The sequence below is a fragment of the Bradyrhizobium nitroreducens genome, assembly GCF_002776695.1.
Taxonomy (GTDB): domain Bacteria; phylum Pseudomonadota; class Alphaproteobacteria; order Rhizobiales; family Xanthobacteraceae; genus Bradyrhizobium; species Bradyrhizobium nitroreducens.
Map to the genome: position 1 here is coordinate 2,326,287 of NZ_LFJC01000003.1, position 22,663 is coordinate 2,348,949.

The 22,663-nt window shown below is 65.4% G+C and carries 22 protein-coding genes; 11 read left to right on the top strand and 11 right to left on the bottom strand.

Features of this window, described 5'->3' with window-relative positions; all coding sequences use genetic code 11:
* Positions 1-55 precede the first annotated feature (55 nt).
* From TSA1_RS11475 to TSA1_RS11495, 5 genes are all read left to right on the top strand, one after another.
* A complete protein-coding gene (locus tag TSA1_RS11475; RefSeq protein WP_100176448.1) occupies positions 56-1,402 on the top strand; it encodes an ABC transporter substrate-binding protein in 1,347 nt (448 codons plus the stop codon).
* Between the two features lie 155 nt (positions 1,403-1,557).
* Positions 1,558-2,514, top strand: coding sequence for a carbohydrate ABC transporter permease (locus TSA1_RS11480; RefSeq protein ID WP_100176449.1), 957 nt, complete (start codon positions 1,558-1,560; stop codon positions 2,512-2,514).
* Between the two features lie 52 nt (positions 2,515-2,566).
* Entirely contained in the window at positions 2,567-3,409 is an 843-nt protein-coding gene (locus TSA1_RS11485) for a carbohydrate ABC transporter permease (RefSeq protein ID WP_245448541.1), read from the top strand.
* A 132-nt stretch (positions 3,410-3,541) separates the two neighbouring features.
* Positions 3,542-4,510, top strand: coding sequence for an MBL fold metallo-hydrolase (locus TSA1_RS11490; RefSeq protein WP_100181086.1), 969 nt, complete (start codon positions 3,542-3,544; stop codon positions 4,508-4,510).
* A 98-nt stretch (positions 4,511-4,608) separates the two neighbouring features.
* Complete coding sequence (locus TSA1_RS11495) at positions 4,609-5,964, top strand: esterase-like activity of phytase family protein (RefSeq protein WP_100176451.1); 1,356 nt, start codon at positions 4,609-4,611, stop codon at positions 5,962-5,964.
* Positions 5,965-6,009: 45 nt separating this feature from the next.
* Here the strand turns inward: TSA1_RS11495 and TSA1_RS11500 are convergent, their stop codons facing one another.
* From TSA1_RS11500 to TSA1_RS11525, 6 genes are all read right to left on the bottom strand, one after another.
* The gene (locus TSA1_RS11500) at positions 6,010-6,837 is read right to left on the bottom strand and encodes a TonB family protein (protein WP_100176452.1); all 828 of its coding nucleotides are present in this window, start codon (positions 6,835-6,837) and stop codon (positions 6,010-6,012) included.
* Complete coding sequence (gene exbD / locus TSA1_RS11505) at positions 6,837-7,277, bottom strand: TonB system transport protein ExbD (protein ID WP_100176453.1); 441 nt, start codon at positions 7,275-7,277, stop codon at positions 6,837-6,839. The genes TSA1_RS11500 and exbD overlap by 1 nt, the downstream gene beginning before the upstream one ends.
* Positions 7,278-7,280: 3 nt before the next feature.
* On the bottom strand, positions 7,281-8,057 hold the full coding sequence (gene exbB, locus TSA1_RS11510; RefSeq protein ID WP_100176454.1) for a tonB-system energizer ExbB: 777 nt from the start codon (positions 8,055-8,057) through the stop codon (positions 7,281-7,283).
* A gap of 27 nt (positions 8,058-8,084) precedes the next feature.
* Positions 8,085-8,594, bottom strand: coding sequence for a heme utilization cystosolic carrier protein HutX (gene hutX, locus TSA1_RS11515; protein WP_100176455.1), 510 nt, complete (start codon positions 8,592-8,594; stop codon positions 8,085-8,087).
* Between the two features lie 27 nt (positions 8,595-8,621).
* Positions 8,622-8,954 (bottom strand): heme-degrading protein HmuQ, encoded by a 333-nt coding sequence (gene hmuQ / locus TSA1_RS11520; RefSeq protein ID WP_100176456.1) that lies wholly within the window; start codon positions 8,952-8,954, stop codon positions 8,622-8,624.
* Positions 8,955-9,047: 93 nt separating this feature from the next.
* Positions 9,048-11,396: a TonB-dependent hemoglobin/transferrin/lactoferrin family receptor gene (locus TSA1_RS11525; protein WP_174718859.1), complete on the bottom strand. Its 2,349-nt coding sequence runs from the start codon at positions 11,394-11,396 to the stop codon at positions 9,048-9,050.
* 261 nt (positions 11,397-11,657) lie between these two features.
* On the opposite strand from TSA1_RS11525, the gene TSA1_RS40630 reads away from it, so the two are divergent.
* From TSA1_RS40630 to TSA1_RS11545, 4 genes are read left to right on the top strand one after another with little or no spacing between them, the layout of a single operon-like run.
* A complete protein-coding gene (locus TSA1_RS40630; RefSeq protein ID WP_245448219.1) occupies positions 11,658-11,864 on the top strand; it encodes a hemin uptake protein HemP in 207 nt (68 codons plus the stop codon).
* 6 nt (positions 11,865-11,870) lie between these two features.
* Positions 11,871-12,824, top strand: coding sequence for a heme/hemin ABC transporter substrate-binding protein (locus tag TSA1_RS11535; RefSeq protein ID WP_100176459.1), 954 nt, complete (start codon positions 11,871-11,873; stop codon positions 12,822-12,824).
* On the top strand, positions 12,821-13,912 hold the full coding sequence (locus tag TSA1_RS11540; RefSeq protein ID WP_100176460.1) for a FecCD family ABC transporter permease: 1,092 nt from the start codon (positions 12,821-12,823) through the stop codon (positions 13,910-13,912). The genes TSA1_RS11535 and TSA1_RS11540 overlap by 4 nt, the downstream gene beginning before the upstream one ends.
* Positions 13,909-14,712 carry a heme ABC transporter ATP-binding protein gene (locus tag TSA1_RS11545; RefSeq protein WP_100176461.1) on the top strand — a complete coding sequence of 268 codons (804 nt, stop codon included), beginning with the start codon at positions 13,909-13,911 and terminating at the stop codon, positions 14,710-14,712. Before TSA1_RS11540 ends, TSA1_RS11545 begins: the two co-directional genes overlap by 4 nt.
* Before the next feature lie 161 nt (positions 14,713-14,873).
* Here TSA1_RS11545 and TSA1_RS11555 read toward each other — a convergent pair whose 3' ends face one another.
* Together TSA1_RS11555 and TSA1_RS11560 are read right to left on the bottom strand one after the other, a co-directional pair.
* Positions 14,874-16,553, bottom strand: a complete 1,680-nt coding sequence (locus TSA1_RS11555) for a mucoidy inhibitor MuiA family protein (RefSeq protein WP_100176463.1) — start codon at positions 16,551-16,553, stop codon at positions 14,874-14,876.
* A 171-nt stretch (positions 16,554-16,724) separates the two neighbouring features.
* The gene (locus tag TSA1_RS11560; RefSeq protein WP_100176464.1) at positions 16,725-17,345 is read right to left on the bottom strand and encodes a response regulator transcription factor; all 621 of its coding nucleotides are present in this window, start codon (positions 17,343-17,345) and stop codon (positions 16,725-16,727) included.
* A 201-nt stretch (positions 17,346-17,546) separates the two neighbouring features.
* Here TSA1_RS11560 and TSA1_RS11565 point away from each other — a divergent pair, with 201 nt between their 5' ends.
* The gene (locus tag TSA1_RS11565; protein WP_100176465.1) at positions 17,547-18,584 is read left to right on the top strand and encodes an AraC family transcriptional regulator; all 1,038 of its coding nucleotides are present in this window, start codon (positions 17,547-17,549) and stop codon (positions 18,582-18,584) included.
* A 2-nt stretch (positions 18,585-18,586) separates the two neighbouring features.
* Here TSA1_RS11565 and TSA1_RS11570 read toward each other — a convergent pair whose 3' ends face one another.
* On the bottom strand, positions 18,587-19,798 hold the full coding sequence (locus TSA1_RS11570; protein ID WP_100176466.1) for an NnrS family protein: 1,212 nt from the start codon (positions 19,796-19,798) through the stop codon (positions 18,587-18,589).
* Positions 19,799-19,928: 130 nt separating this feature from the next.
* On the opposite strand from TSA1_RS11570, the gene TSA1_RS11575 reads away from it, so the two are divergent.
* Positions 19,929-20,639, top strand: coding sequence for a Crp/Fnr family transcriptional regulator (locus tag TSA1_RS11575; protein ID WP_100176467.1), 711 nt, complete (start codon positions 19,929-19,931; stop codon positions 20,637-20,639).
* Between the two features lie 112 nt (positions 20,640-20,751).
* Here TSA1_RS11575 and TSA1_RS11580 read toward each other — a convergent pair whose 3' ends face one another.
* A complete protein-coding gene (locus TSA1_RS11580; RefSeq protein WP_100176468.1) occupies positions 20,752-20,949 on the bottom strand; it encodes a DUF1858 domain-containing protein in 198 nt (65 codons plus the stop codon).
* Positions 20,950-21,153: 204 nt separating this feature from the next.
* Positions 21,154-22,506, bottom strand: a complete 1,353-nt coding sequence (hemN, locus tag TSA1_RS11585; RefSeq protein ID WP_100176469.1) for an oxygen-independent coproporphyrinogen III oxidase — start codon at positions 22,504-22,506, stop codon at positions 21,154-21,156.
* Between the last annotated feature and the right edge of the window lie 157 nt (positions 22,507-22,663).

Here is a 22,663-nt window from a genome sequence, read left to right on the forward strand (position 1 = left end):
AGACGACCCTTCACCGGCGATCAACGCCGGGAAGGGAGCACATAGGGAGGAACTGATGAGGAACGACATCACACGTCGTGATGCCTTGGCGCTGGGCCTGTCCGCTGCAACCCTCGCTGCCACTGGTGCTGCGGCGCAAACAACATCATCGACGATCAAGGCCGCCGACGTGGCGGCGCCCAAGCGCGAGATCGAGAAGGGCGCATCCCTGCGCATGCTGCGCCCGGTTCGCTTCGTCCAGGCCGACGAAGACGTGTTCCGCGCCAACGCCGCAAAGTTCACCAAGGAGACGGGGGTCGAGGTCAAGGTCGACTTCGTCGGCTGGGAGGACATCAACCAGCAGACCGCGGTGACCGCCAATTCGGGCGCGGGCCCCGACATCATCATCGGCTTCTCCGATGCACCGCACATCTACATCGACAAGTTGATCGAGCTGACCGACGTCGCCGATTACATCGGCAAGCGCTATGGCGGCTGGCTGCCGCTGGCGCAGCGCTACGGCAAGAAGAACAAGAGCGAGGCCTGGATCGGATTGCCATTCGGCGCCACCGCGGGTCCGCTGATCTACCGTAAGTCGATCCTGCAATCCGTCGGCTTCGACAAGGTGCCGGAAGATCACGCCGGCATTCTCGATCTCTGCCAGAAGCTGCAAAAGGCCGGGAAGCCGGCCGGCTTCGCGCTCGGCAACGCCAAGGGTGACGGCAACGGCTTTGCGAACTGGGCGCTGTGGTCCCACAACGCCTCCCTGCTCGACGAGGAAGGCAACGTCGTCATCAACAGCAAGGAGACCATCGCCGCGCTGAACTGGGTCAAGCAAATCTACCCGACCTTCATCGCCGGCACGACGTCGTGGAACGACGTCAGCAACAACCGGGCGTATTCTTCGCAGGAGATCTCGCTGACCGCCAACGGCGTCTCGCTGTACTTCTCGCTGAAGAACGATCCGGCGACCAAGGCGATCGCCGACGACAGCGAGCACCAGCTGCTGCCGAAGGGCCTCGCCAAGGTCTCGCCGATGGCCGGCTTGACCTTGAACGCCATGCTGTTCAAGCACAGCCAGTACCCCAACGCGGCGAAGGCCTTCCTGCAATTCATGCTGGAGAACGACCAGTACGAGCCCTGGCTCAATGCCAATTCCGGCTATTGGTCGCAGCCGCTCGCCGCCTACGCCGACGCGGCCGTTTGGAAAGGCGACCCCAAGGTCTCGATCTTCAAGGACACGATGAAGAGCACGTATTATGACGGCTACAAGGGGCCGATCTCCACGGCGACGGGGGCCGTCAGTGCAGACTACGTGCTGATCCAGATGTGCTCTGCCGTCGCGACCGGCGCGGCCACCCCCGAGGCCGCGGCCGCCGAAGCCGAGCAGCGCTGCAAGCGCTACTTCCGGCGGCAGCGATAGCGAGCGTCATTGCGAGCGAGGCGAAGCAATCCGGAATCCCTTCGCGGATGCAATCTGGATTGCTTCGTCGCACCAGCGCAAAATTGCTTCGCAACTTTGTCGCGGGCTCCTCGCAATGACGGCGTGGTAACGTTCAACAGCAGGACAACAGACTTATGTCCGTGACCACCCTCTCCTCTCCCGCCTTGGCCCAGCGGCAGCCGAACTGGATCGTGCGCCTGTTCGACTACAAGCCGTTCCTGATCGCGATGTGCCTTGCGCCCGCGATCGGGCTGCTCCTGGTGTTCCTGACCTATCCGCTCGGCCTCGGCATCTGGCTCGCCTTCACCGACACCACGATCGGCCGCCGCGGCATCTATGTCGGCTTCGAGAACTTCCAGTATCTGCTCACCGATCCCCTGTGGTGGAACGCGGTGTTCTACAGCGTGGTCTATACGGGAATCGCAACGTTCGGAAAGTTCGCGCTCGGCTTCTGGCTCGCGCTGCTGCTCAACAACCATTTTCCGTTCAAGAGCCTGTTGCGTGCGATCATCCTGTTGCCTTGGATCGTGCCGACCGTGCTTTCGGCGCTGGCGTTCTGGTGGATCTACGATCCGCAATTCTCGATCATCTCGTATCTCCTGGTCGACGTGCTGCACTGGCGGTCCGGCAATATCGACTTCCTCGGCTCGCCCTGGCCGGCGCGGTTCTCGCTGATTGCCGCCAACATCTGGCGCGGCATTCCCTTCGTCGCGATCTCGCTGCTGGCGGGGCTGCAGACCATCTCGCCCTCGCTCTACGAGGCGGCGATGCTGGATGGGGCCAGCGCCTGGCAGCGCTTTCGCTACATCACCTTCCCGATGATGATGCCGATCCTCGCCATCGTCATGACCTTCTCGATCATCTTCACCTTCACCGACTTTCAGCTGGTCTATGCCATCACCCGCGGCGGGCCCGGCAACTCGACCCATCTGCTGGCCACGCTGGCGTTCCAGCGCGGCATCGCCGGCGGCGAGCTCGGCGAAGGTGCGGCGATCGCAGTGTCGATGATCCCGTTCCTGGTGTTCGCGACGCTGTTCTCATATTTCGGCCTGGCGCGCCGCAAATGGCAGCAGGGAGAGAGCAATGACTGACGCCGTCGCGCAAGGCTCCACTGTCGCCGACGCCAAAGCGGCGCCCGACACCATGGCCTGGGATTCCGGGCTGCGACGGCTGATGATGATCTATCTGCCGCTCGGCTGCTTCGTGCTCATCCTGCTGTTTCCGTTCTACTGGATGGCGATCACCTCGTTCAAGCCGAACGCAGAGCTGATGAATTACAAGCAGCACAATCCGTTCTGGATCTCCTCGCCGACGCTGGCGCACGTCAAGCATCTGTTGTTCGACACCGCCTATCCGCGCTGGCTGTGGACCACGATGACGGTGGCGATAGGCTCGACCACGCTGTCCCTGATCGCGAGCACGCTCGCCGCCTATGCCATCGAGCGCCTGCGCTTCCGCGGCAGCCCCTATGTCGGCCTCGGCATCTATCTCGCCTATCTCGTGCCGCCCTCGATCCTGTTCATCCCGCTCGCGACCGTCGTGGTGCAGTTCGGCCTGTTCGACTCGCCGCTCGCCCTGATCCTGGTCTATCCGACCTTCCTGGTGCCGTTCTGCACCTGGCTCCTGATCGGCTATTTCAAGTCGATCCCCTACGAGCTCGAGGAATGCGCGCTGGTCGACGGCGCCACGCGGCTGCAGATCCTCCGGCGGATCACGCTGCCGCTCGCGGTGCCCGGGCTGATCTCGGCCGGCATCTTCTCCTTCACGCTGTCCTGGAACGAGTTCATCTACGCGCTCGCCTTCATCCAGAGCGGCGCCAACAAGACGGTCCCGGTCGCGATCCTGACCGAGCTCGTCACCGGCGACGTCTACCAATGGGGTGCGCTGATGGCGGGATCGCTGCTCGGCTCGCTGCCGGTTGCGGTCTTCTACTCGCTGTTCGTGGACTATTACGTGTCCTCGCTGACCGGCGCGGTGAAGGAGTAACCGGGCACGACGCGCGACCGCATTCGATCGTGCTATCGTGGTAGATCGCGCTTCGCCCCTGATGCTACCAACCGCATCGGAGACGAGGCGAGCATGATGCTGGCGATACTCGCTCCGGGAAGCGAGAACTGCATGGCATCGCCAGAACTCCCCTCATTGTCCCGACGAGGCTTTTGCCTGTGCTGCGTCGGCGGAGCCTTTGCCGCCACCACGGGTTGGCTGACCCCGAGGCAGGCTTTCGCCGAAGCGCGCGGCCTCGTCAGCGTGATCAAGGACAGCGCGGCGATTTCGCCCATCGCGACCTACAAGCTGCGCAACAATATCAGCGTGTTGGAGGGGTCCGGCGGCAATATCGCCGTCCTCACGGGACCGGACGGAAAGCTCCTGGTCGACGCAGGCATCGGCGTCTCACGCCCGCAGCTCAGCAAGGCGCTGGCCGCACTCGGCGGCGAGCCGATCACGCACCTGATCAACACGCACTGGCACTTCGACCATGCCGACGGCAATGAGTGGCTGCACGCGGCCGGCGCGAAGATCCTCGCTCACGAGAATACCCGCAAGCACCTGTCCGTCGTTCAGCGGGTCGAGGACTGGGACTACAATTTCCTCGCCTTGCCCGCCAGCGCCGTCCCGGCCCAGGTTTTTGCCAGGGATCACCATCTCAAGCTCAACGGCGCGTCGATCGCGACGAAATATTACGGGCCGGCGCATACCGACGGGGACATTTCGGTCATGTTCGCCGAAGCCAACATTCTTCATGCCGGCGACACCTACTGGAACGGCATCTATCCCTTCATCGACTATTCGACCGGCGGCAGCATCGACGGCATGATCGCGGCTTCCGACGCCAACCTGGCCATGGCGAACAACGACACCATCGTCATCCCCGGTCACGGCAAGCCCGTCAGCAACAAAGCCGAACTCCAGGAATTTCGCGACATGCTGGTCGCGATCAGGGACAATGTCGGCAACCTCAAGAAGCAGGGAAGGACGCGCGACGAAGCCGTTGCGGCCAAGCCCACGGCCGCATTCGACGCGAGGTTCGGCCAGTTCCTGGTCGACCCCGGCTTCTTCACGAGGATCGTCTACCAAGGCGTGTGAGGTGAACGGCGATAGCCGCACTGCGGCGTTTGGCCCGGCTTCACAAAACTGCAACACGCGATCCGCATAACGCGTGCGTCCGCCAACAGGAGACGCACATGCGCGCGACTTTTCTTGCCACCGTCGCAACGATCATTCTCGCCGCGAGCCCAGCGCTCGCGCAGAGCGAAGGTGAATTCCCCGCCAAACTCGCCGGCCACGTGGTGATGCCGGCCGCTACGTTCATCGACGCCCCCGCCGATGCCCCCGCCGATCTCAAGACCTCCGGCAAGTACACCACCGGCAAGCGCGTCGATGCGCTCGGCACCGTCATGGGCAAGTCGTATGAGCGCGCGACCGGCGTGTCGCTGCCGTTCAAGGGCCAGCCGCTGCAGGGCCATTCCGGCATCAAGCACATGCCCGACGGCAGCTTCTGGGTCATCACCGACAACGGCATGGGCGCGCGCGCCAATTCGCCGGACTCGATGCTGTACCTCAACCGCTACAAGATGGATTGGGCCAGCGGCAAGATCGAGCGGCTGGAGACCATCTTCCTGCACGATCCCGACAAGAAGGTCCCCTTCCGCATCGTTCATGAGGACACCCAGAAGCGCTATCTCACCGGCTCCGACTTCGACACCGAGGGTTTCCAGATCATCGGCGACGTCTTCTGGATCGGCGACGAGTTCGGGCCCTACATCCTGAAGGCCGACAAATCAGGCAAGATCCTCGGCGTGTTCGAGACCGTCGCCGACGGCAAGCCGGTGCGCTCGCCCGACAATTGGGCCGTGGCGACGCCGGGCGCACCGGGTGCGACCTACACCAACGTCAATCTCCGCCGCTCCAAGGGCTATGAGGGCTTTGCATCGTCCAAGGACGGCAAATTCCTCTACGGCCTGCTCGAAGGGCCGCTGTGGGATGCCGAGAAGAAGGACTGGGAGAAGGTCGACGGCAAGGAAGCCTCCCGTATCCTCGAGTTCGACGTCGCTGCCGAGAAGTTCACCGGCCGCTATTGGCAGTATGTGTTCGAGCAGAACGGCAACGCCATCGGCGACTTCAACATGATCGACCAGGCCTCCGGCCTCATCATCGAGCGCGACAACGGCGAAGGCACCGCCGACAAGGCCTGCCCGCAAGGCACCCGCGGCGAGAACTGTTTTCCCGATCTCGCCAAGTTCAAGCGCATCTACAAGATCGAGCTCACCGACGCCAATGTCGGCAAGCCCGTGCGCAAGATCGGCTATATCGACCTCATGAAGATCAGCGATCCCGACAAGAAGGCGCGGAAGCCGCTCAATGACGGCGTCTACACCTTCCCGTTCTTCACCATCGAGAACGTCGATCGCGTCGACGACACCCACATCATCGTCGGCAACGACAACAATCTGCCGTTCTCGTCCAGCCGCGATCCGAACAAGGCCGACGACGACGAGTTCATGCTGCTCGAAGTGGCGGATTTCCTGAAGGCGAAGTAGAGTGTCGCTCTCTCCTCTCCCGCTTCGCGCGGGGGAGGAGCCCGATCACCGCCCGAAGATCACCGGGATGTTGATGGGAACCGTCGAATATGTGATCTCGGGCGGCATTGCCGGAAATGGTTGAGCCTGCCGCATCATCGCCGCGGCCTGGGCGTCGAGCGCCGCAAAGCCCGAAGATCCGCTGACGCGGCTGGACAGGACCTGACCACCGCGGCCGAGCGTGAAGCTCAACCTGACAACGCCTTTCTGACCATTGGCGCCTGCCGGATACTGGTGAAAGCGCATCAGATGCGCGCGGACGCGCTGGTAGTAGGTCGCCATCGCAGAAGCGACCGCGCCTGCGCTCACTGCAGATGCCAGCGGAGCCTGGCGCTCCGCACGCGGCGGCGCGCTGGTGCGGAGAGCCGGCGGCGCCTCCGACGGTTTCCTTGCATCGGGGCGCACCACCCTGGGCTTCGCAGGCGCCGGCTTCTCCACGGGCTCCACCCTGGCAAACTCGGGCTTCGGCGGACTTGGCTCGAGCTTCTGCTCCGGCGGAGCCACGACGTCCGGCTTCTCTTGCGGCGGCGTTGACGGAATCATCTCTTCGACGGCCTGTTGCTGCACCGGCTCGGGCGGCGACGCGTCCGCCTGCTCCATGATCGGTCCCGGCGCGATATCCAGTGGCGTCGCCTGCGGCGCGGACGTCTCCGGCGTCATGTCGATGAGGATCGCCGGCGTGTTGACGCCCTGCTCCGGCGCCTGCTTCAGCCAGCTCATCGCGAGCAGCGCAGCGGCAAGATGCAGGGCCACGACCACCACTGCCGACAAGGCCCAGTGCGCGGTCTCGCGCTCGCCGGGCCGCTCGTGCAGGGCAAAGGCGTTGGCGGCCATCAGCTGCGTCCGTCGAGGCCGACCAGGGCGACCTTGAGATAGCCTGCATTGCGCAAGGTGTTCATCACCTCCATCAGGTCACCGTAGGAGACCGCCTTGTCGGCGCGCAGGTAGATGCGCTCGTCCTTGCGGCCCTTGGTGGCCGCATCGAGCGCGGTGACGAGGCCATCGCGGGCCATCGTGTCCTCGCCGACGGCAATGGTGAGATCCGCCTTCACGGTCACGAAGGCCGGCTTGTCCGGACGCGGCTGCGGCTCCGCCGCGGTCGCGGGCAGCTCGACGCCGATGTCGACGGTAGCGAGAGGGGCTGCCACCATGAAGATGATCAGCAGCACCAGCATCACGTCGATGAACGGCGTGACGTTGATCTCGCTGACAACGTCGAGATCGTCCGGAACGCCGCGCGATCCAAGCCTCGATCCACCGAGCTTTGCGGCCATCGCCTACTCCGCCGCTCGGGCCAGGCGGAATTCCCGGTGGTCGCGCTGGCGGCTCACCAGCAGCATCAGCTGTGCCGAGGCGTCACCGAGCAGTGCGCGGTAATCGGCAATGCCGCGGACGAGGTGATTGTAGATCACGACCGCCGGGATCGCGGCGACGAGCCCGAGCGCAGTGGCGAGCAGCGCTTCCGCGATGCCGGGCGCGACCACCGCAAGGCTGGTGGTGTGGCTCTCGGAAATGCCGATGAAGGAATTCATGATGCCCCAGACGGTGCCGAACAGGCCGACGAAGGGCGCGGTTGCGCCGATGGTCGCGAGCACGCCGGTGCCGCGCGCGATCCGCCTCGACATCGCCGCTTCGACCCGCTCCAGCCGCAGCGCGACACGTTCCTGAAGGCCCTCGTCGAGCACGCCGCCGGAGAGCTCGGCCTCCCTGGCGCAGGACTGGATGAGCTGGGCGACGGCATCGTGGGCACCACCGGCGCGCGCGGATGCCTCGGCCAGCTTGATATTGCCTTCGAGCGAGCGCGTCCGCTGCAAGGCGAGCGCGCCCTTGCGACGCAGCTCGATGGATTTAGCCAGCCACACCGTCCACGTCACCAGCGAGGCAACGGCGAGCCCCACCATCACCGTCTTCACGACGATGTCGGCGCCGAGAAACATGCCCCAAGGTGACAGATTGCGCGGCAACAGCGCCTCGTCGATTGCAAAGGCCGGCACCGGCGCGAGCACCAGCGCGATCGTTAGGATCACATGCCGAAGCCCAAACTTGCCCTGCATCCTGATCTCCCGACAGGTTGAAGCGAACTAGGCCGCAGCCCCGACCCGGTCCGCGAGCTGCCGGAACCGCAGCAGCTGATCCGCCCGCAGTGCCCTTGTCTCGTCGCGGCCGACGAACACCTTGAACATGATGCCGCCGTCGGCGTTCACGAACGCGACGAAGGCGGAACTCTTGCCCATGAAGGGGCGCTCGACGAAGGCGAGGCCTGCGCAGCGTTCGTGGCGAAGATGGCCGTGCAGACCCTTCGGCTGCATCAGGTTGAAATAGCCCCGGCCGACCTCGCCCGCAGGCACGGCGCCGGTGAACTCGAAGATCGCATCGTCCGTGTGCACGATCAGCGTGACCTCGCCCCACGCCGCAATGTCCTGCATGGCGGCGGCAAAGTGCTCGCCGCCGCCGATGCGCACCATGGATGACGGCAGCGCCTCGATCACCGCGCGCGGGGTGACGTTGCGCTCGCGCGCGACGTCCTCGATCACCGCGCCCGGATTGTCGGCCATGTACGCCTTGAGATCGGAGAGATCGGTGCTCAGCATGTCCGGCTCCTCTCGTGCATCATCGACTTAAGCGGCCGCCGCCTTGCGCTCGGTCTGGATCACCTCGAAACCCTCGAACTTGGGATGGCCGAGATAGAGGCTCTCGCCGGTCCTGTTGTCGGCACGAGCGTGCGCGCGGCGGAATTCCTCCGAGCGTGTCCAGGCCTCGAAGGCCGCCTTGTCGACCCAACTGGTGTGCGACGAATAGAGCGTGTGGTCCTCGGCCTCCGGGCCCTTCAACAGATGAAACTCGACGAAGCCCGGCATGCTGCCGAGATAGGATTCGCGCGTGGCCCAGACGGTCTCGAACGCGCTCTCCGCGCCCTTCTTCACCTGGAAACGATTCATGGCGATGAACATCAAAGTCTCTCCTTCTGATCAAAACGGAACGCGCCGAAGCCGCGCTGGAGCATCAGCGCGGCACGGCGGAGGTTTGTGGTGCTGCGATGCGCGTTACGCACCTCCAAAGTGGATCTTCATGCCGGCCTTGTAGACCCTGCCCGGTCCGGGGCTCGACCACAGCACGTCGTTCTGCGTGGTGCCGTCGGTCGACGTGCCGGGAATGGCGTAAGGCCGGTAGTACTGGTTCAGGAGATTGTCGATCGAGGCCGAGAACACGATGTCCTTGGTCGCGTTGTAGGTCATGTACAGATTGACCAGCTCGTACCCGGTCGCCGGCAGATAGCCCGCCGGCACATCGTTGTTGGCGCCGTACGAGGCCCACTGTGCCGACAGGATCAGGGTGCGATCGAGCAGGCGGACACCACCTGTCGTGACCACCTTGCGCGGGGTGATGGTCGCAAGTCCGACATTGGTGACGGCGTTCTTGCCCTGGATGTAGTGGCCGGCGACGCCGATGAACCAGTTGCCGGCGTCATACATCGTCTCCGCCTCGAAGCCCTGGATGCGGGCCTGCGCGATGTTCTGGTACTGGTAGAACTGGCTGAACGAGCCGAACCCGGTCGGGACCGGCGTCGAGGCGACGAGGTCGATGTAGTCGGAAACGTCGTTGCGGAACAGGTTGATCTTGCCCCGGAAGGAGTCGTTGGCACTGAAGATGTTGTCGTATTTCAGGTTGATGCCGACTTCCTTGTTCTTGCCGACTTCGGGGCGAAGATTCGGATTGGGCAGGAAGCAGAACAGGCCTACGGTGCCGTCGGGACACGGGAAGAAGGCCGGTCCGCCGCCCGTCGCATGCGCGCCGGAGATCACGGTCTCCGTGATCGACGGAGCGCGATAGCCTTCGGCGTAGCTGACATAGGGCTGGAAGCCGGCAACCGGCATCACGCCGAGGGTGATCTTCGGCGAGAAGCGGTCGCCGCTGCCGTTTGTCTTGCCCGATTCCAGATCGTAGCGGTCGTAGCGGATCGCGCTCACCGCCTCGAACCAGGTGCTGTAGTTCTGCTTCAACTGCAGGAACCCGCCCGATACGGTGCGGATGCCGCTCGGCGTGGTGATGTTGGAGTTGCCGCGGCTGTCGGTCGTGATCACGTCGTCCTGGAACGCATCGAAGCCGACGGTGAGGGCATTGCGCCAGTCGCCGACGTTGAACCGCGTGGTGTTGTTGGCGTCGATACCGTAGGTATTCAGGACATAGCCGCGCTTGTCGCCCACGCAGCCCGAGATGTTGTTGCCGAAATTGCCGGTGCCGCACTGGGCCGCGCCCGACGTCGAATAGTGATAGGTCTTGGTCTGGTCGTTATCGACACGGTTGCCGTAGACCGACATGTGCCAATCGAACAGATTGTCGCTCGGCAACGAATAATTCCAGGTGATCGTACCGGTGTAGTTCTTGGCGTCGGAGGCGTAGACCGACGAGCCCTGATAGAGCGCGCGCTGCGCCGCCGTCGCGACCGGCCCCCTGTTGAACTGGCCGATATCGTATTGATAGTCCTGGAAGATGGCGCCGAACTTGACCTCGTGGCCGAGGGCGGGACGCACCGTGAGCTTCATCAGGCCGCTCTCGACCTGGTTGCCGGTGTTGCCGATCTCGGTGCCGTTGCCGTCCTTGTAGTTACCCTGCGTGCGATAGACCGCGCCACCGAAGATATCGACGTCGGGCGTGGCGCGCACGCCTCCGAATACCGAGCCGAGGCCGCGATTGCTGTTGGATCCGTAGGAGCCCGAGAGATCGACGCCCCAGCGCTCGCCGGGGCGCAGCACGTCCTCGATGTCCTTGGTGCGGAAGGAGACGAGGCCGCCGATCGCACCGGAGCCGTAGATGTTGGCGGTCGGGCCGCGCACGACGTCGACACCGCCGATCAATTCAGGATCAAGGAAGAAGGAGCCGCTCGCATTGTGGCCGGTGCGCTGGTAATTCTGCCGGGCCCCATCCACGACGACGGCGACGCGACCGAACTCCTGCAAACCGCGAATGTTGATGACCGTCGCGGGATCGTCGCCGCGCTCCTGGAATGACACACCGGGCACCGCATAGAAGATATCCGACAGCCGGTTCGGCTGGAGCCCCTGGATCTTGTCGAGCGTCACCGTGCTGACCGGAGCGAGCGAGTCGATTGCACGCTCCTCGATCTTCGTCGCCGCAACCGTAATCGCGTCGAGCGTCTGCACGGGCGCAACGCCACCGGCCTGTGCGCGCGCGTTCATGACTTCAGGCGTCGCCTGCTGCGCCGCCATCGGCTTGGCCTGCTTGCGCCTGGCCTGCTTCGGCCGTTCCGAGGACGCATTTTCGGCTTGCGGCGATGCAGTCTGCGCAAGACTGCTCTCCGTCGTCATTGCCGCGATTGAAACCACAGACGCGCCCAAAATCAGGGCGCGCGAATACCTAGCCCCGTCAGCCATATCAGCCCCAGCCTGCACTTCACTTCAAATTCGGAGTCTTTGGCTGGCGTGCGCTCGCAACGCGAACGACTGGCTGGCTGATTGTCTTGGCAGGCGGGCAAGTCGCCCGCCGCCATGATTGGTTACGTGGCAACACTCTGACGGTCAATGTCACAAGGTTGCAGTTTATATCGATTGTAAATTGCAGCCGTTGGAATGCGCTTCGTGCCGCTTGTACAAACAAGCAGCACTCCAGGATTTCGAAAGCGCATCACACCTCACATGTCAGCAACGTCCGCAGACAACGACGGCGACGCCACAGGGACGGCAGGAAGCCCTTCCGCGACAACGAGAACCCTCACCATGCGTGGCGGCCGGATCGACAGCCGCGAGCTGTTTTCGGTCGAACGCGAGATCATCATCGCGCATGGCGAGGACAGCTACCGGCTTCGCCTGACGTCGCAGAACAAGCTGATCCTGACGAAGTAATCCGCAATGACATTTTGTCGCATCCTCGCCAGTGTCCTGCTCTCCAGCGCAATGGCGCTCGCATCCGCCGCGCACGCCGCCGGCATCACCGTGCATGACGCGCGCAACCGCGAGATCATCGTGGCCGATGCCGCGCGCACGGTCTCGATCGGCGGCGCCATCACCGAGATCCTCTATGCGCTCGGGCTCGAGAGCCGGCTGGTCGGCGTCGACACCACCAGCCTTTATCCCGCGTCGGCGCTGCAGGACAAACCCAATGTCGGCTACATGCGCCAGATCTCGGCCGAAGGCGTGCTGGGCCTCAATCCGACCCTGATCCTGGCGATCCAGGGCTCGGGGCCGCGCGAGACCATGGACATCCTGGAAACGGCGAAAGTGCCGCTGGTGCTAGTGCCCGACACCTTCACCGAGGCCGGTCTGATCGAGAAGATAAAACTGGTCGGCCACGCCATGGGTGTCGACGCGCGCGCCGCGTGCCTGAGCGCCGCGGTCGGCGCCGATCTGGCGCAGCTCGGCGCCCTGCGCGCGAGGGTGACCAAGCCGGTGCGGGTGATGTTCGTGATGTCGCTGCAGAACGGGCGAGCACTGGTGGCCGGCCGCAAGACGGCGGCCGAGGAGATCATTCGGCTCGCTGGCGCCACCAACGCCATCGACGATTTCGACGGCTACAAGATCATCGGTGACGAAGCGATCGCGGCGGCAAAACCCGACGTCGCACTGTCGATCGAACGCGGCAAGGATTCGCTTCCGGCCGAGGCGATCTATGCCCATCCCGGCTTTGCGCTGACGCCGGTCGCGGCGAACAAAAGCTTCATCACCATGGACGGGCTCTATCTGCTTGGCTTCGGCCCCCGGACGGCGTCGGCCGCGCGCGATCTCTCGGCACGGCTCTATCCGGCATTGGCCGAGCGGAGCGATGGATTCGCGTCGGCGCTGCCGGCGGCGAATTGCCGGCAATGAGCGTGGCGATCGGGACTGAGGCGCGCAGCCCGGATCGACGCGCCAGCACCAGACGACGGTCCGCATCGCTCATCATCCTTCTCCTGATTGCAGTGCTGGCGGTCACCGCGATCGTCGCGCTGACCCTCGGCGCCGCCGGCATCCCCCTCTCGCGCCTGCCTGCCGCGCTCGGGCTGACGGGCGAAAGCACGGCCATGACGGCTCGCGACCAGCTCGTGCTGTGGTCGATCCGCGTCCCCCGGATCGCGGCAGCTGCGATGGTCGGCGGCCTGCTCGCTGCGGCCGGCGCGATCATGCAGGGACTGTTTCGCAACCCGCTCGCCGATCCCGCGCTGGTCGGCGTCTCCAGCGGAGGCGCGCTGGCGGCCGCGAGCACGATCGTGTTCACCGATTCACGCTTCGGCGAGACGCTTCGCTTCCTGCAGACCGAGCTCCTGCCGCTCGCGGCATTCGCCGGGTCGCTGGCAACGACCGCGATCCTCTACGGCATCTCCAGCCGATCGGGACGGACCTCGATCGCGATCTTCCTGCTCGCCGGCGTCGCCATCACCGCCATCGCCAATGCCGGCATCGGGCTTCTGGTCTTCGTGGCCGACGACCGCCAGCTCCGCGACATCACATTCTGGATGCTGGGCTCGATGAGCGGCGTGACCTGGACCAAGGCCGCCGTGCTCGCCCCGGTTCTCCTCATCGGGCTCGTCGCCTGCACCTTCATCGCACGCGGTCTCGATCTCCTGGTGCTCGGGGAGGCCGACGCCTTCCACGGCGGCGTCGATGTCGAGCGTCTCAAGCGGATCTCGATCGTCATGGTCTCCGCCATGACCGGCGTCGCGGTGTCGATCGGCGGCGTCATCGGCTTCGTCGGCATCGTGGTGCCGCATCTGCTCCGCCTCGTCATTGGACCTGCGCATCGGCTGCTGTTGCCGGCCTCGGTGCTATCAGGCGCGATCCTGATGGTCGGCGCCGATACGCTGGCGCGCACCATCGTGGCGCCTGCGGAAATGCCGATCGGCATCCTGACCGCGGCGGTCGGTGCGCCGGTTTTCCTCTTCATCCTGCTGCGGCAGCGCGGGCTCGCCTCGCTATGAGCATCGTGATCGAGGCGCGATCCTTAAGCAAACGCGCCGGACGCGCGACGCTGCTCGATAACGTCGGCCTGACGGTTGCGGCCGGCGAGATGGTTGCCGTCATCGGCCCGAACGGCGCCGGCAAATCGACGTTGCTGCGGCTGCTCTCCGGCGATCTGCGGCCGAACACAGGCAAGGTGCGACTGAGACAGCGCGATATCGCCAACTTCTCGCCGCGCGAGCTTGCCGCTCACCGCGCGATGCTGTCCCAGCACATCAGCGTCAGCTTCCCCTTCACCGTCGAGGAGATCGTGCAGATGGGCGCGGGCGAGCGCGGCGCGCATGAAACAGGCGTGCTCGTCGACGCGGCCCTGGAAGAGGTCGGCCTTGCGCATTTTCGCGAACGGCAGTTGCCGACGCTGTCCGGCGGCGAGCAGCAGCGCGCCCATTTCGCCCGCGTGCTGGTGCAGCTCGCCTGCGGCGAAGCCGAGCATGGGCCGGGGCTTCTGCTGCTGGACGAGCCGACCTCGAGCCTCGATCTGCGCCACCAGATCGACCTGGTCGAAGCCGCGCGCCGCCGTGCGGCTGGCGGCACGGCCGTGATCGCGATCCTGCACGACCTCAATCTCGCCATCCGCTTTGCCGACCGGTTGGTCGTGCTGGCGGGCGGCAAGCTCACCGCCGACGGCCCGCGCGCGGACATCGTCACGCGCGAGACCATCCGCGACATTTTCGAGATCGACGCGATGGTCCATCAGGCCGATGACGGCGTGCCTTACGTGCTGCCGCAGTCGATGCGGGCGATTGAGACTGGAATTTAGCGGACACTGCTTCTGCAATGGCGGTGCGCTCCCTCCCCCGCTTGCGGGGGAGGGCTGGGGAGAGGGTGTCTCGACAACGAAGATTCCCCCAGGGGAGAGCCCTCACCCCAACCCTCTCCCGCTCGCGGGAGAGGGGGCGCACCTTGCGCGTGGCGGGCGCCCTACCCCGCCGGCACGATCACCATGCTCTTGTCCTTCGGCCAGCGAATGCGCCAGGCGAAGCTGATGTCCTTGACCTCGCCGGGTTTGGCGTCGAACGACCATTCCAGAACGCCGCGCTTGTCGCGGATGTTGCTCGCGGTCGGCGGCGTGGTCGCGGGCAGCATCTCGACGACGATGTCCTCGTTCTCGCTGACCGGAAGCTGATCCTCGATCGCGACCCTGATCGGGAAGTCGTGACCGTTGCGGATCGTGGTCTTGAAGGAACGCTCGTCGGTCTTCGACGTCGTCACGAGCAGGCCGGCCGAGCCTTCGTTGCGCTTGAGCACGGCGCGCTCGATCTTGATCTTGTCGTCGGCGCCGAAGCCGAGCCGCACGGTGTCGTCCTTGGCCGACGCCGAGATCTTGCCGCGGCCGACGAAGACGCCGTCGCGGTAGATCGCAACCTTGCCCGGCAGCAACGTCGTGTCGTCTGTCTGCTTGAAGCTGGCTTCGAGGAAGGCGGTCGGGTCCAGCACCGGCGCGGCGCGCACCGCGAGATCGGCCGGCACGGTCATGGCCGCGATGCGCATGCTCTTGGCGCCCTCCTGAGCGCCGAGGCTGACGCGGCCGGGGATCTTGAACGTCGCCTGGAAGCCGCCGATCTCGGCCACCGCCTGCTGCTCGTCGGCACGTTCGCGCGACTCGGCCGCTTCCGCCATCTTGGCCATGGCCGGCGACTGCGCCTGTCGTGTCATGGGTGCGGGCCGCGCCAGATCCGATGCCGTGCCGAGGGCCAGCGGCTTCGGCACCTGCGGATATTGCGCCACCAGCGAGCCCAGCTCCGGCGCGCTGCCGCCGCGGCCGATACGCACGGTGGAGACGCCGAGCGCGACGTTCGACCAGTCCTCGCCGGTCGATTGCGTGATCTCGGCACGGCGGACCAGCTCCAGCTGAGGCTTGCGGTCCTTGGCGCCGGTATCGAGCCGGGCGTCGTAGAGCGGGACCCAGCGGGCGTTACGCACGGCATAGGTCACGCGCAGCGTCGCCTTGGTCGCGGCCGCCGAGGCGACGTCGATCCGCACCTCCAGCTTGCTCGGCGGCTTGGCCGAGCGTTCGGCCTCGAGCTGCGCGATCTGGCGGTCGAGCTCGCGCTGCTTTCGCGTAGCATCGCGGATCGCCGTGTCGGCCGTCGCGATCTCCTCGGCGACCGCCGCAAAGGCCGCGCGCCATTCGGTGATCGGCCGTGCCTCACCCTTGTCGCCGAGCCCGGCGGGAGAGGCTTCGGCGAAGTGCTGGGCGAAGCTGCGCCGGGCATTGGCGGAATCGATCGCACCTTGCAGATCGGCGCGCTGATCTCTTAGCGCTTCGATACGCTTGTCGAGCTCGGGCAGGTTGACGGGCGGCGCCGCCCGCGGCGGGCGGGCATCGATGGTGCCGATGGTGAGCTTGGCGCCCGCTTCGCCTTCGACGCGGAGGGAGGACGGATCGAGCGTGAGCGGAAAATCCTTGGCGACCAGCGTCGAGTCACCCGCGGCAAGGTCCAGCGCGATGACGCGGGTCACGGTGGCGCCGTCGGGATAGACGGTGACGGTGTCGATCGCCGAATGGGCGTCCAATTCGGCCGCCCATGACGGCACCGCGAATGCCGTGGTCACCAGAACCAGGCTCGTGGTTGCCAAACATCTTGCGGTGATGCGCATGAAAGTCCCTCCTGCCGGTATCGCCGCGCCGCCAGCCGGACGCGCGCGATCAAATGCCTCGCCAACATGGTTGGACGCGGCAGGGAAGGAACCGGTTCGATTGGGGTTTCCGTGGGGCGTCGCCGCGGCGGCACCAAGGCCGCGGAACGCGTGGCGGTCCCGCGGCAGGCCTCACGCCTGGGTCGGCGAGCCCTGATCAAAGATGCGGCGAAGCAGATCGGTCACGTTGCGGGCGCCGGCCTTCTTCAGGACGCTCGCGCGGTAGCCCTCGACCGTCCGTGCGCTCAGATGCATGCGCCGGGCGATCTCCTTGTTGGTGAGGCCGGCGGCAAGATGCTCGAGCACGTCGCCCTCGCGTGCTGTCAGCGGCTCACAACCGGGCAACCAGCCCTGCCGGCTCGCGCTTGGCTGCGCGGATTCATCGATGGCGGCATCGATCCGGCCGACGACGTCATGAGTACGGAACGGCTTTTCGATGAAATCGGCCGCGCCGCTCTTGATGGCGTCGACCGCCATGGCGATGCTGCCATTCGCCGAGGTCACCAGCACCGGCGCCATGCAGTTTTCCTCACGCAACCGCTTGAGCACGTCGAGGGCGGAGCGATCCGGCGGCATCTCCAGCAGCACGCAGGCCGGCATCCGCGCCTTCGCTTCCGAGAGGAGCGAGGCACTGTCGGCGAAGCAGATCACATCATAGGCGCTCTGTTGGAGCGCGGCGGAAAGTTGTTCGCGGGAGGCCGCGTCAGTCTCAATGACGAATACCTCACCCTTGGAAAGCGTGTTTCCCGGCATAATCCCGATCCAGCAATGTCTTGGTCAAATGATATGAGACGGCCGGGGGCCCCATCGCGCCCCGCCGTCGTGAGCACGGCATTCGCGCCAGTGCTTCGGTTTTCCTTATGTATGTTCCGCCGTGTTCCCGGATTTGACGGATCGGGACAGAAACTTTACATTTCGGGACATCTGCGGGAATGGCTGGCAGGAACGGTTCGCATGACCGACCTCATTCGCAGCGCAGGCTTGAGCTATTACCCGGAGGTCGCCCGGTCGGTGGGGCTCGACCCCAAGCAGATGATGCGCAAGGTCAGGTTGCCGCTGGCCTGTCTCGACAAGCCGGACACCCCCATCGCCGTCACTGGCCTGCGCCGCCTGCTCGAATTGTCGGCAGAGGCGTCCGGTGCCGAAGATTTCGGCCTGCGTCTTGCCGAGCGCGGCGGCCTGACCAATTTCGGCGCGGTTGGCCTGATCGTGCGCGAACAGGCGACAATCGGCGAAGCGATCGAGGCGTTCTCGCGCTTCATCCATATCCATCATGACGGCATGCGGCTGGACGTCACCCGCGGCAAGCAGACCGTGACCGTCACGCTGCATCTGCGCGGCCGGCATCCGAGCGCGCCGCGGCAGTCGATCGACATGGCGCTCGGCAGCGTCCACCGTATCATTCGATCGCTGTTCGGCAGCGATTGGCGCCCGCAGGAAGTCCATCTGCATTATCCGCCGCCGCGCGATCGCAAGCGCTACCGCGATTTCTTCGGTTGCCGCGTGACCTTCAATGCGGAGGACGATTCGATCCTGCTGTCGACACACGACATGGAGCGCCGGATTCCGAGCGCGCATCCGCTGATCGCGAGCTATCTGCGCAAGCGGATCGAGGCGATCGAGACCCGGCCGGCAAGTTGGGAAGGGAAGGTCGACGAGGTCGTGCGCCGCCTGCTCGCCGGCGGCGACTGCACGGTCGAGCGCGTCGCCGAGCATCTTGCCTGCACCCGCCGCACCATCCACCGGCATCTGGCCGAAGCCGGCACCAGCTTCTCGGCCATCCTGGATGCGCAACGCGCCGATCTCGTGATCCAGTTGATCGACGACCCCGACCGGCCGCTGGCTGACATCGCGGTGCAGCTCGGCTTCTCCGCGCAGAGCGCCATGGCGCGCTGGTTCCGCGGCCGCTTCGGCTGCACCGTCAGCGATTGGCGCAAGGGCGTGCGGCCTTCCTCACCGCCGGCCGAAGCGCCGTCGGCGACCGCAGCCTGACTTCAGCGCGCGGGAGCCGGCACGCCCATCGTGGCGAGGGCGCGCCGCCGGCTGCCGGCGAGCAGCGGGCCGAATGCGACGGCAAATCCGAGGAACGCGACGAGCCATCCGCAGGCGGCGATGTGCAGCAACACATCGCTCTGCGCGGGAAACGCCACGGCAGCGACGCGCGTCAGAGCCGCGATGATGACCGCGGCATAGATGGCCTGGATCGCCGGCGCAGCCGTCAACGCCTGCCCGGTATGGCCGAGGCTGGCGCGGGTCATCACCGCGAGCGTCATGGTTCCCGCCGCACCCGTCATCCAGGCGTGGATGCCGGCGCTCGGCGGCAGCGCTCCGAAAACTGCAAACGCGTGCAGGATGAAGCCGAACGGCACGAAGACGTAACCGACATGCAGGATCACCAGCAGCCGCTCGCGAAAGGTGCGGTCGCCGGCCCAGCGCGCAAGCCGTACCAGATGCAGCCCGCCGACCAGCGCCATCAGGACGCCGGTGACGGCATGCAGCGGTGCCACGACCCAGGCTATGAGCGCGAGCGCGCTGCATCCGATCACGGCACCGTCGAAGCGGGCGAACGGCACCGGCAGACGGCCGGGATTGAGCTTGACCAGCCAGTTGCGGGTGAAGCTCGGGATGATGCGGCCGCCGATCAGCGCGATCAGCAGCACGACCACGCCGATGCCGACGCGGATGCTGACATCGGCCGCGCCGCGATAGTGCGCCTCGAGATGGAATGCGACGTTGCCGGCGAGCAGAACGGACACCAGCCCCACCACGGGCAGGTTGCGCCAATTGCCGCCCGCGATGATCTCGCGCGCCGCGGCGGCGACGACCAGCGCCAGGAAGGCGGCATCGACGAGAAGCGCGAACGCCCAGCCGGTATCGGCCGACAACGTCACGGCGGCACGCCCGGCAAGCCAGACCATCACCAGCGCCATCAGCGAGGTGCCCTGGATCGGCAGCCGGCCAGTCCAGTTCGGGATGGCCGTGAACAGAAACCCGGTGATGACAGCCGGCAGGAAGCCGTAGAGCATCTCGTGGACGTGCCAATCGCGCGGCGCGAATGCGGAACTCACGGACAATTCGCCATAGAATATCGGCAGCCAGGCCAGGATCGACAGCCCCGCCTGGATCGCAGCGAGCAGGAAAAACGGCCGAAAACTGTTCGCAAACAGCGGCCAGCCCTCATAATTGCGAGATCGGATGCCAGCCATGGGTTAACTCCAATAAGTTCAGACCGTCGTTTGTGGAAAAATACTGCCACCCGGCCGTCCCGTTTTGCGCTATCGCAAACTGCGAGACGATTGCAGGTGCCATCACACTCCCAAGCGCCAAGGAGACAGAATGGCCAAGGTCGACACATCGCTGGTTGCGCATCTGCCGCTGTTTGCCGGGGTCACACCGGAAGCTCTGGACGAAATCCTGCGTGAGGCCCGTTCGGCGCGCTATCCCAAGAACAGCGCCATCTTCGAGCAGGGCGCGGACGCGCAATCCTTCTTCCTGCTGCTGCACGGCCATGTCCGCGCGGCCAAGACCACGCCGACCGGCGAGCAGATCGTGGTGCGCTATGTCGCGCCCGGCGAGACGTTCGGGCTCGCCATGGCGATCGGCGCCGCCCGGTATCCGGCGACCGCGATCGCAGTCGATGACAGCGTGGTGCTAATCTGGCCGACCTCGGCGTGGCCACGGCTGGTCGAGCGATTTCCTTCTCTGGCCGCCAACACGCTCCAGACCGTCGGCACGCGCTTGCAGGAGAGCCACACCCGCATCCTGGAAATGTCGACCCAGCAGGTCGAGCAGCGCGTCGCGCATGCGCTGCTGCGCCTCGCCAAACAGTCCGGCAAGAAGCTCGACCAAGGCATCGAGATCGACTTCCCGATCAGCCGCCAGGACATCGCGCAGATGACCGGAACCACACTGCACACTGTCAGCCGCATCCTCAGCGGCTGGGAGAGCCAAGGCCTCGTCGAAAGCGGCCGTCAACGCATCATCCTGCGTAACCCGCATGGGATCGTCGTGTTGGCGGAGCGGAGCGCCGACAGCGGAGCGGTATGACCGCCGCACCAAGGCGCCTGCGCCCGAGATAAGGGCGGGGGCGCTTCCGCTTACGGCGAAAGCCGTCCCCTCACCCGAGAATCCGCGCGCGCCCGCGCGAATTCCAGACCGTTCACGCCGGCACGCAACCGACCAGCGCGGCGAGGAATTTTTCGCGGTCGATGCCATGCTCGCGGCAGGCATCATCCACCGTGTGGAAGGTTGCGATCGGGCAACCGACACAAGCCAGCTTGAAGGCCAGAAACACGCGGATCGTGTGCGGCGCCGTACGCATGATGTCATCGACCAGATCGTCGGATGCAAAGGACATGGACAACTCCGTTCCCCCACGAAATTAGCGGAACGGGCCGGAGTCTCCTTGTCGAAGCGCAAGCTGCTACCAGTTTCTCCCTTCGTCATTCCGGGGCGCGCCTCTTGGCGCGAGCCCGGAAATCCATTGGACGCGCAGAGACAGTCGCACGATGGATTCCCGGTTCGCCCTTCGGCGCCCCGGAATGACAGAGAGAGCGTGGCTCTACACAGCCCGGCTGTGCAGCTGCTTTGCCGGATTGAGATGCGCGTCGAACGCGGCGGCGACGCTGCGAACCAGGAAGCGGGAGTCTTTTGCGACCGCGAGGCGATTGCCCTCCAGCTTCACGACGCCGTCGGAGATCAGCGGCTTCAGACGCGCCGCCGAGTTCAGCATCGCCCCGGCTTCTGCGCCATGGCGCGCGCAGATGTCGCCGAGATCGGCACTGAACTCGCACATGATGCGTTCGATGATGTCGGCGCGCAACCGGTCGTCGTCGGTGAGCCCGTAGCCCTTCGCGGTGGCCGGACGGCCCGCGGCGATGCTCTGCGCATAGGCACCGATCTGCACCTCGTTCTGGACGTAGCCCTGCGGCAGATGCCCGATCGCGCTCGCACCGAAGCCGAGCAGGACTTCACTCTTGTCGGTGGTGTAGCCCTGAAAATTGCGCCGCAGCGTCCCCTCCTCGAAGGCCACCGCCATGGAATCGTCGGGCCGGGCGAAATGATCGAGCCCGATCTGCACGTAGCCGGCTTCCTTCAGCGCATTGGCGATCGCGCAGGCCTGGTCGTGGCGCGCAAGGCCATCGGGCAGCACGCCCTCGTTGATCATGCGCTGATGCTTCTTGAAATCGGGCACATGGGCGTAGCCGAACACGGAGAAGCGGTCGGGCGCGAGCGTGAGGCTGCGCCGAACCGTATCCAGGCACGATGCGACGGTCTGGTGCGGCAGCCCGTAGATCAGGTCGAAATTCACCCCCGTAATGCCGGCGCGCCGGAGCATGTCGACCACGGACGCCGTCTGTTCAAAACTCTGCACGCGATTGATGGCGCGCTGCACCACGGGATCGAAGCTTTGCACGCCGAGGCTGGCGCGGTTGACGCCCGAGAGCCGCATCGCCTCGACCATGTCGGCGGTCAACGTGCGGGGATCGATCTCGACCGCGATCTCGGCCGAGGGCAGCACGAAGAACTTCTGCCGCATCGTCGCCATCAAATCGGCAAAGGCCTCCGGCTGCATGATCGTCGGCGTACCGCCGCCGAAATGGATGTGCTCCACCTTGATGCGGCGGCCGATGGTATCGGCAATCTGGGAGATCTCGTTGCGCAGCGTCCGCTGATAACCGGCGATGAGCTCGTCGCGGCGGACGATCTGGGTATGACAGCCGCAATACCAGCACATCTCGCGGCAGAACGGGACGTGGAGATAGAGCGAGGCGCTGGCGCCCGCCGGCAGCTCCGCCAACCACCGGGCATAGGTGTCCGGACCGATCGCCTTCGAGAAATGCGGTGCGGTCGGATAGCTCGTGTAGCGTGGCAATCGCTCTTCGCCGTAGCTCGCCGCGAGGTCAGCTCTCATGTCTTACCCATTCGTAAATTTCGGCCGTGTAGAGACATCACGGCAAATCACGGAATGTACTCCACTAACCCGGATCCGAGGGGGCGACCTTGCGCTCGCTCAAAGTCGGCCGGGGGCTTGCGGACATTGCGCTCGCGCAAAGCGCAACGGCCGGCTC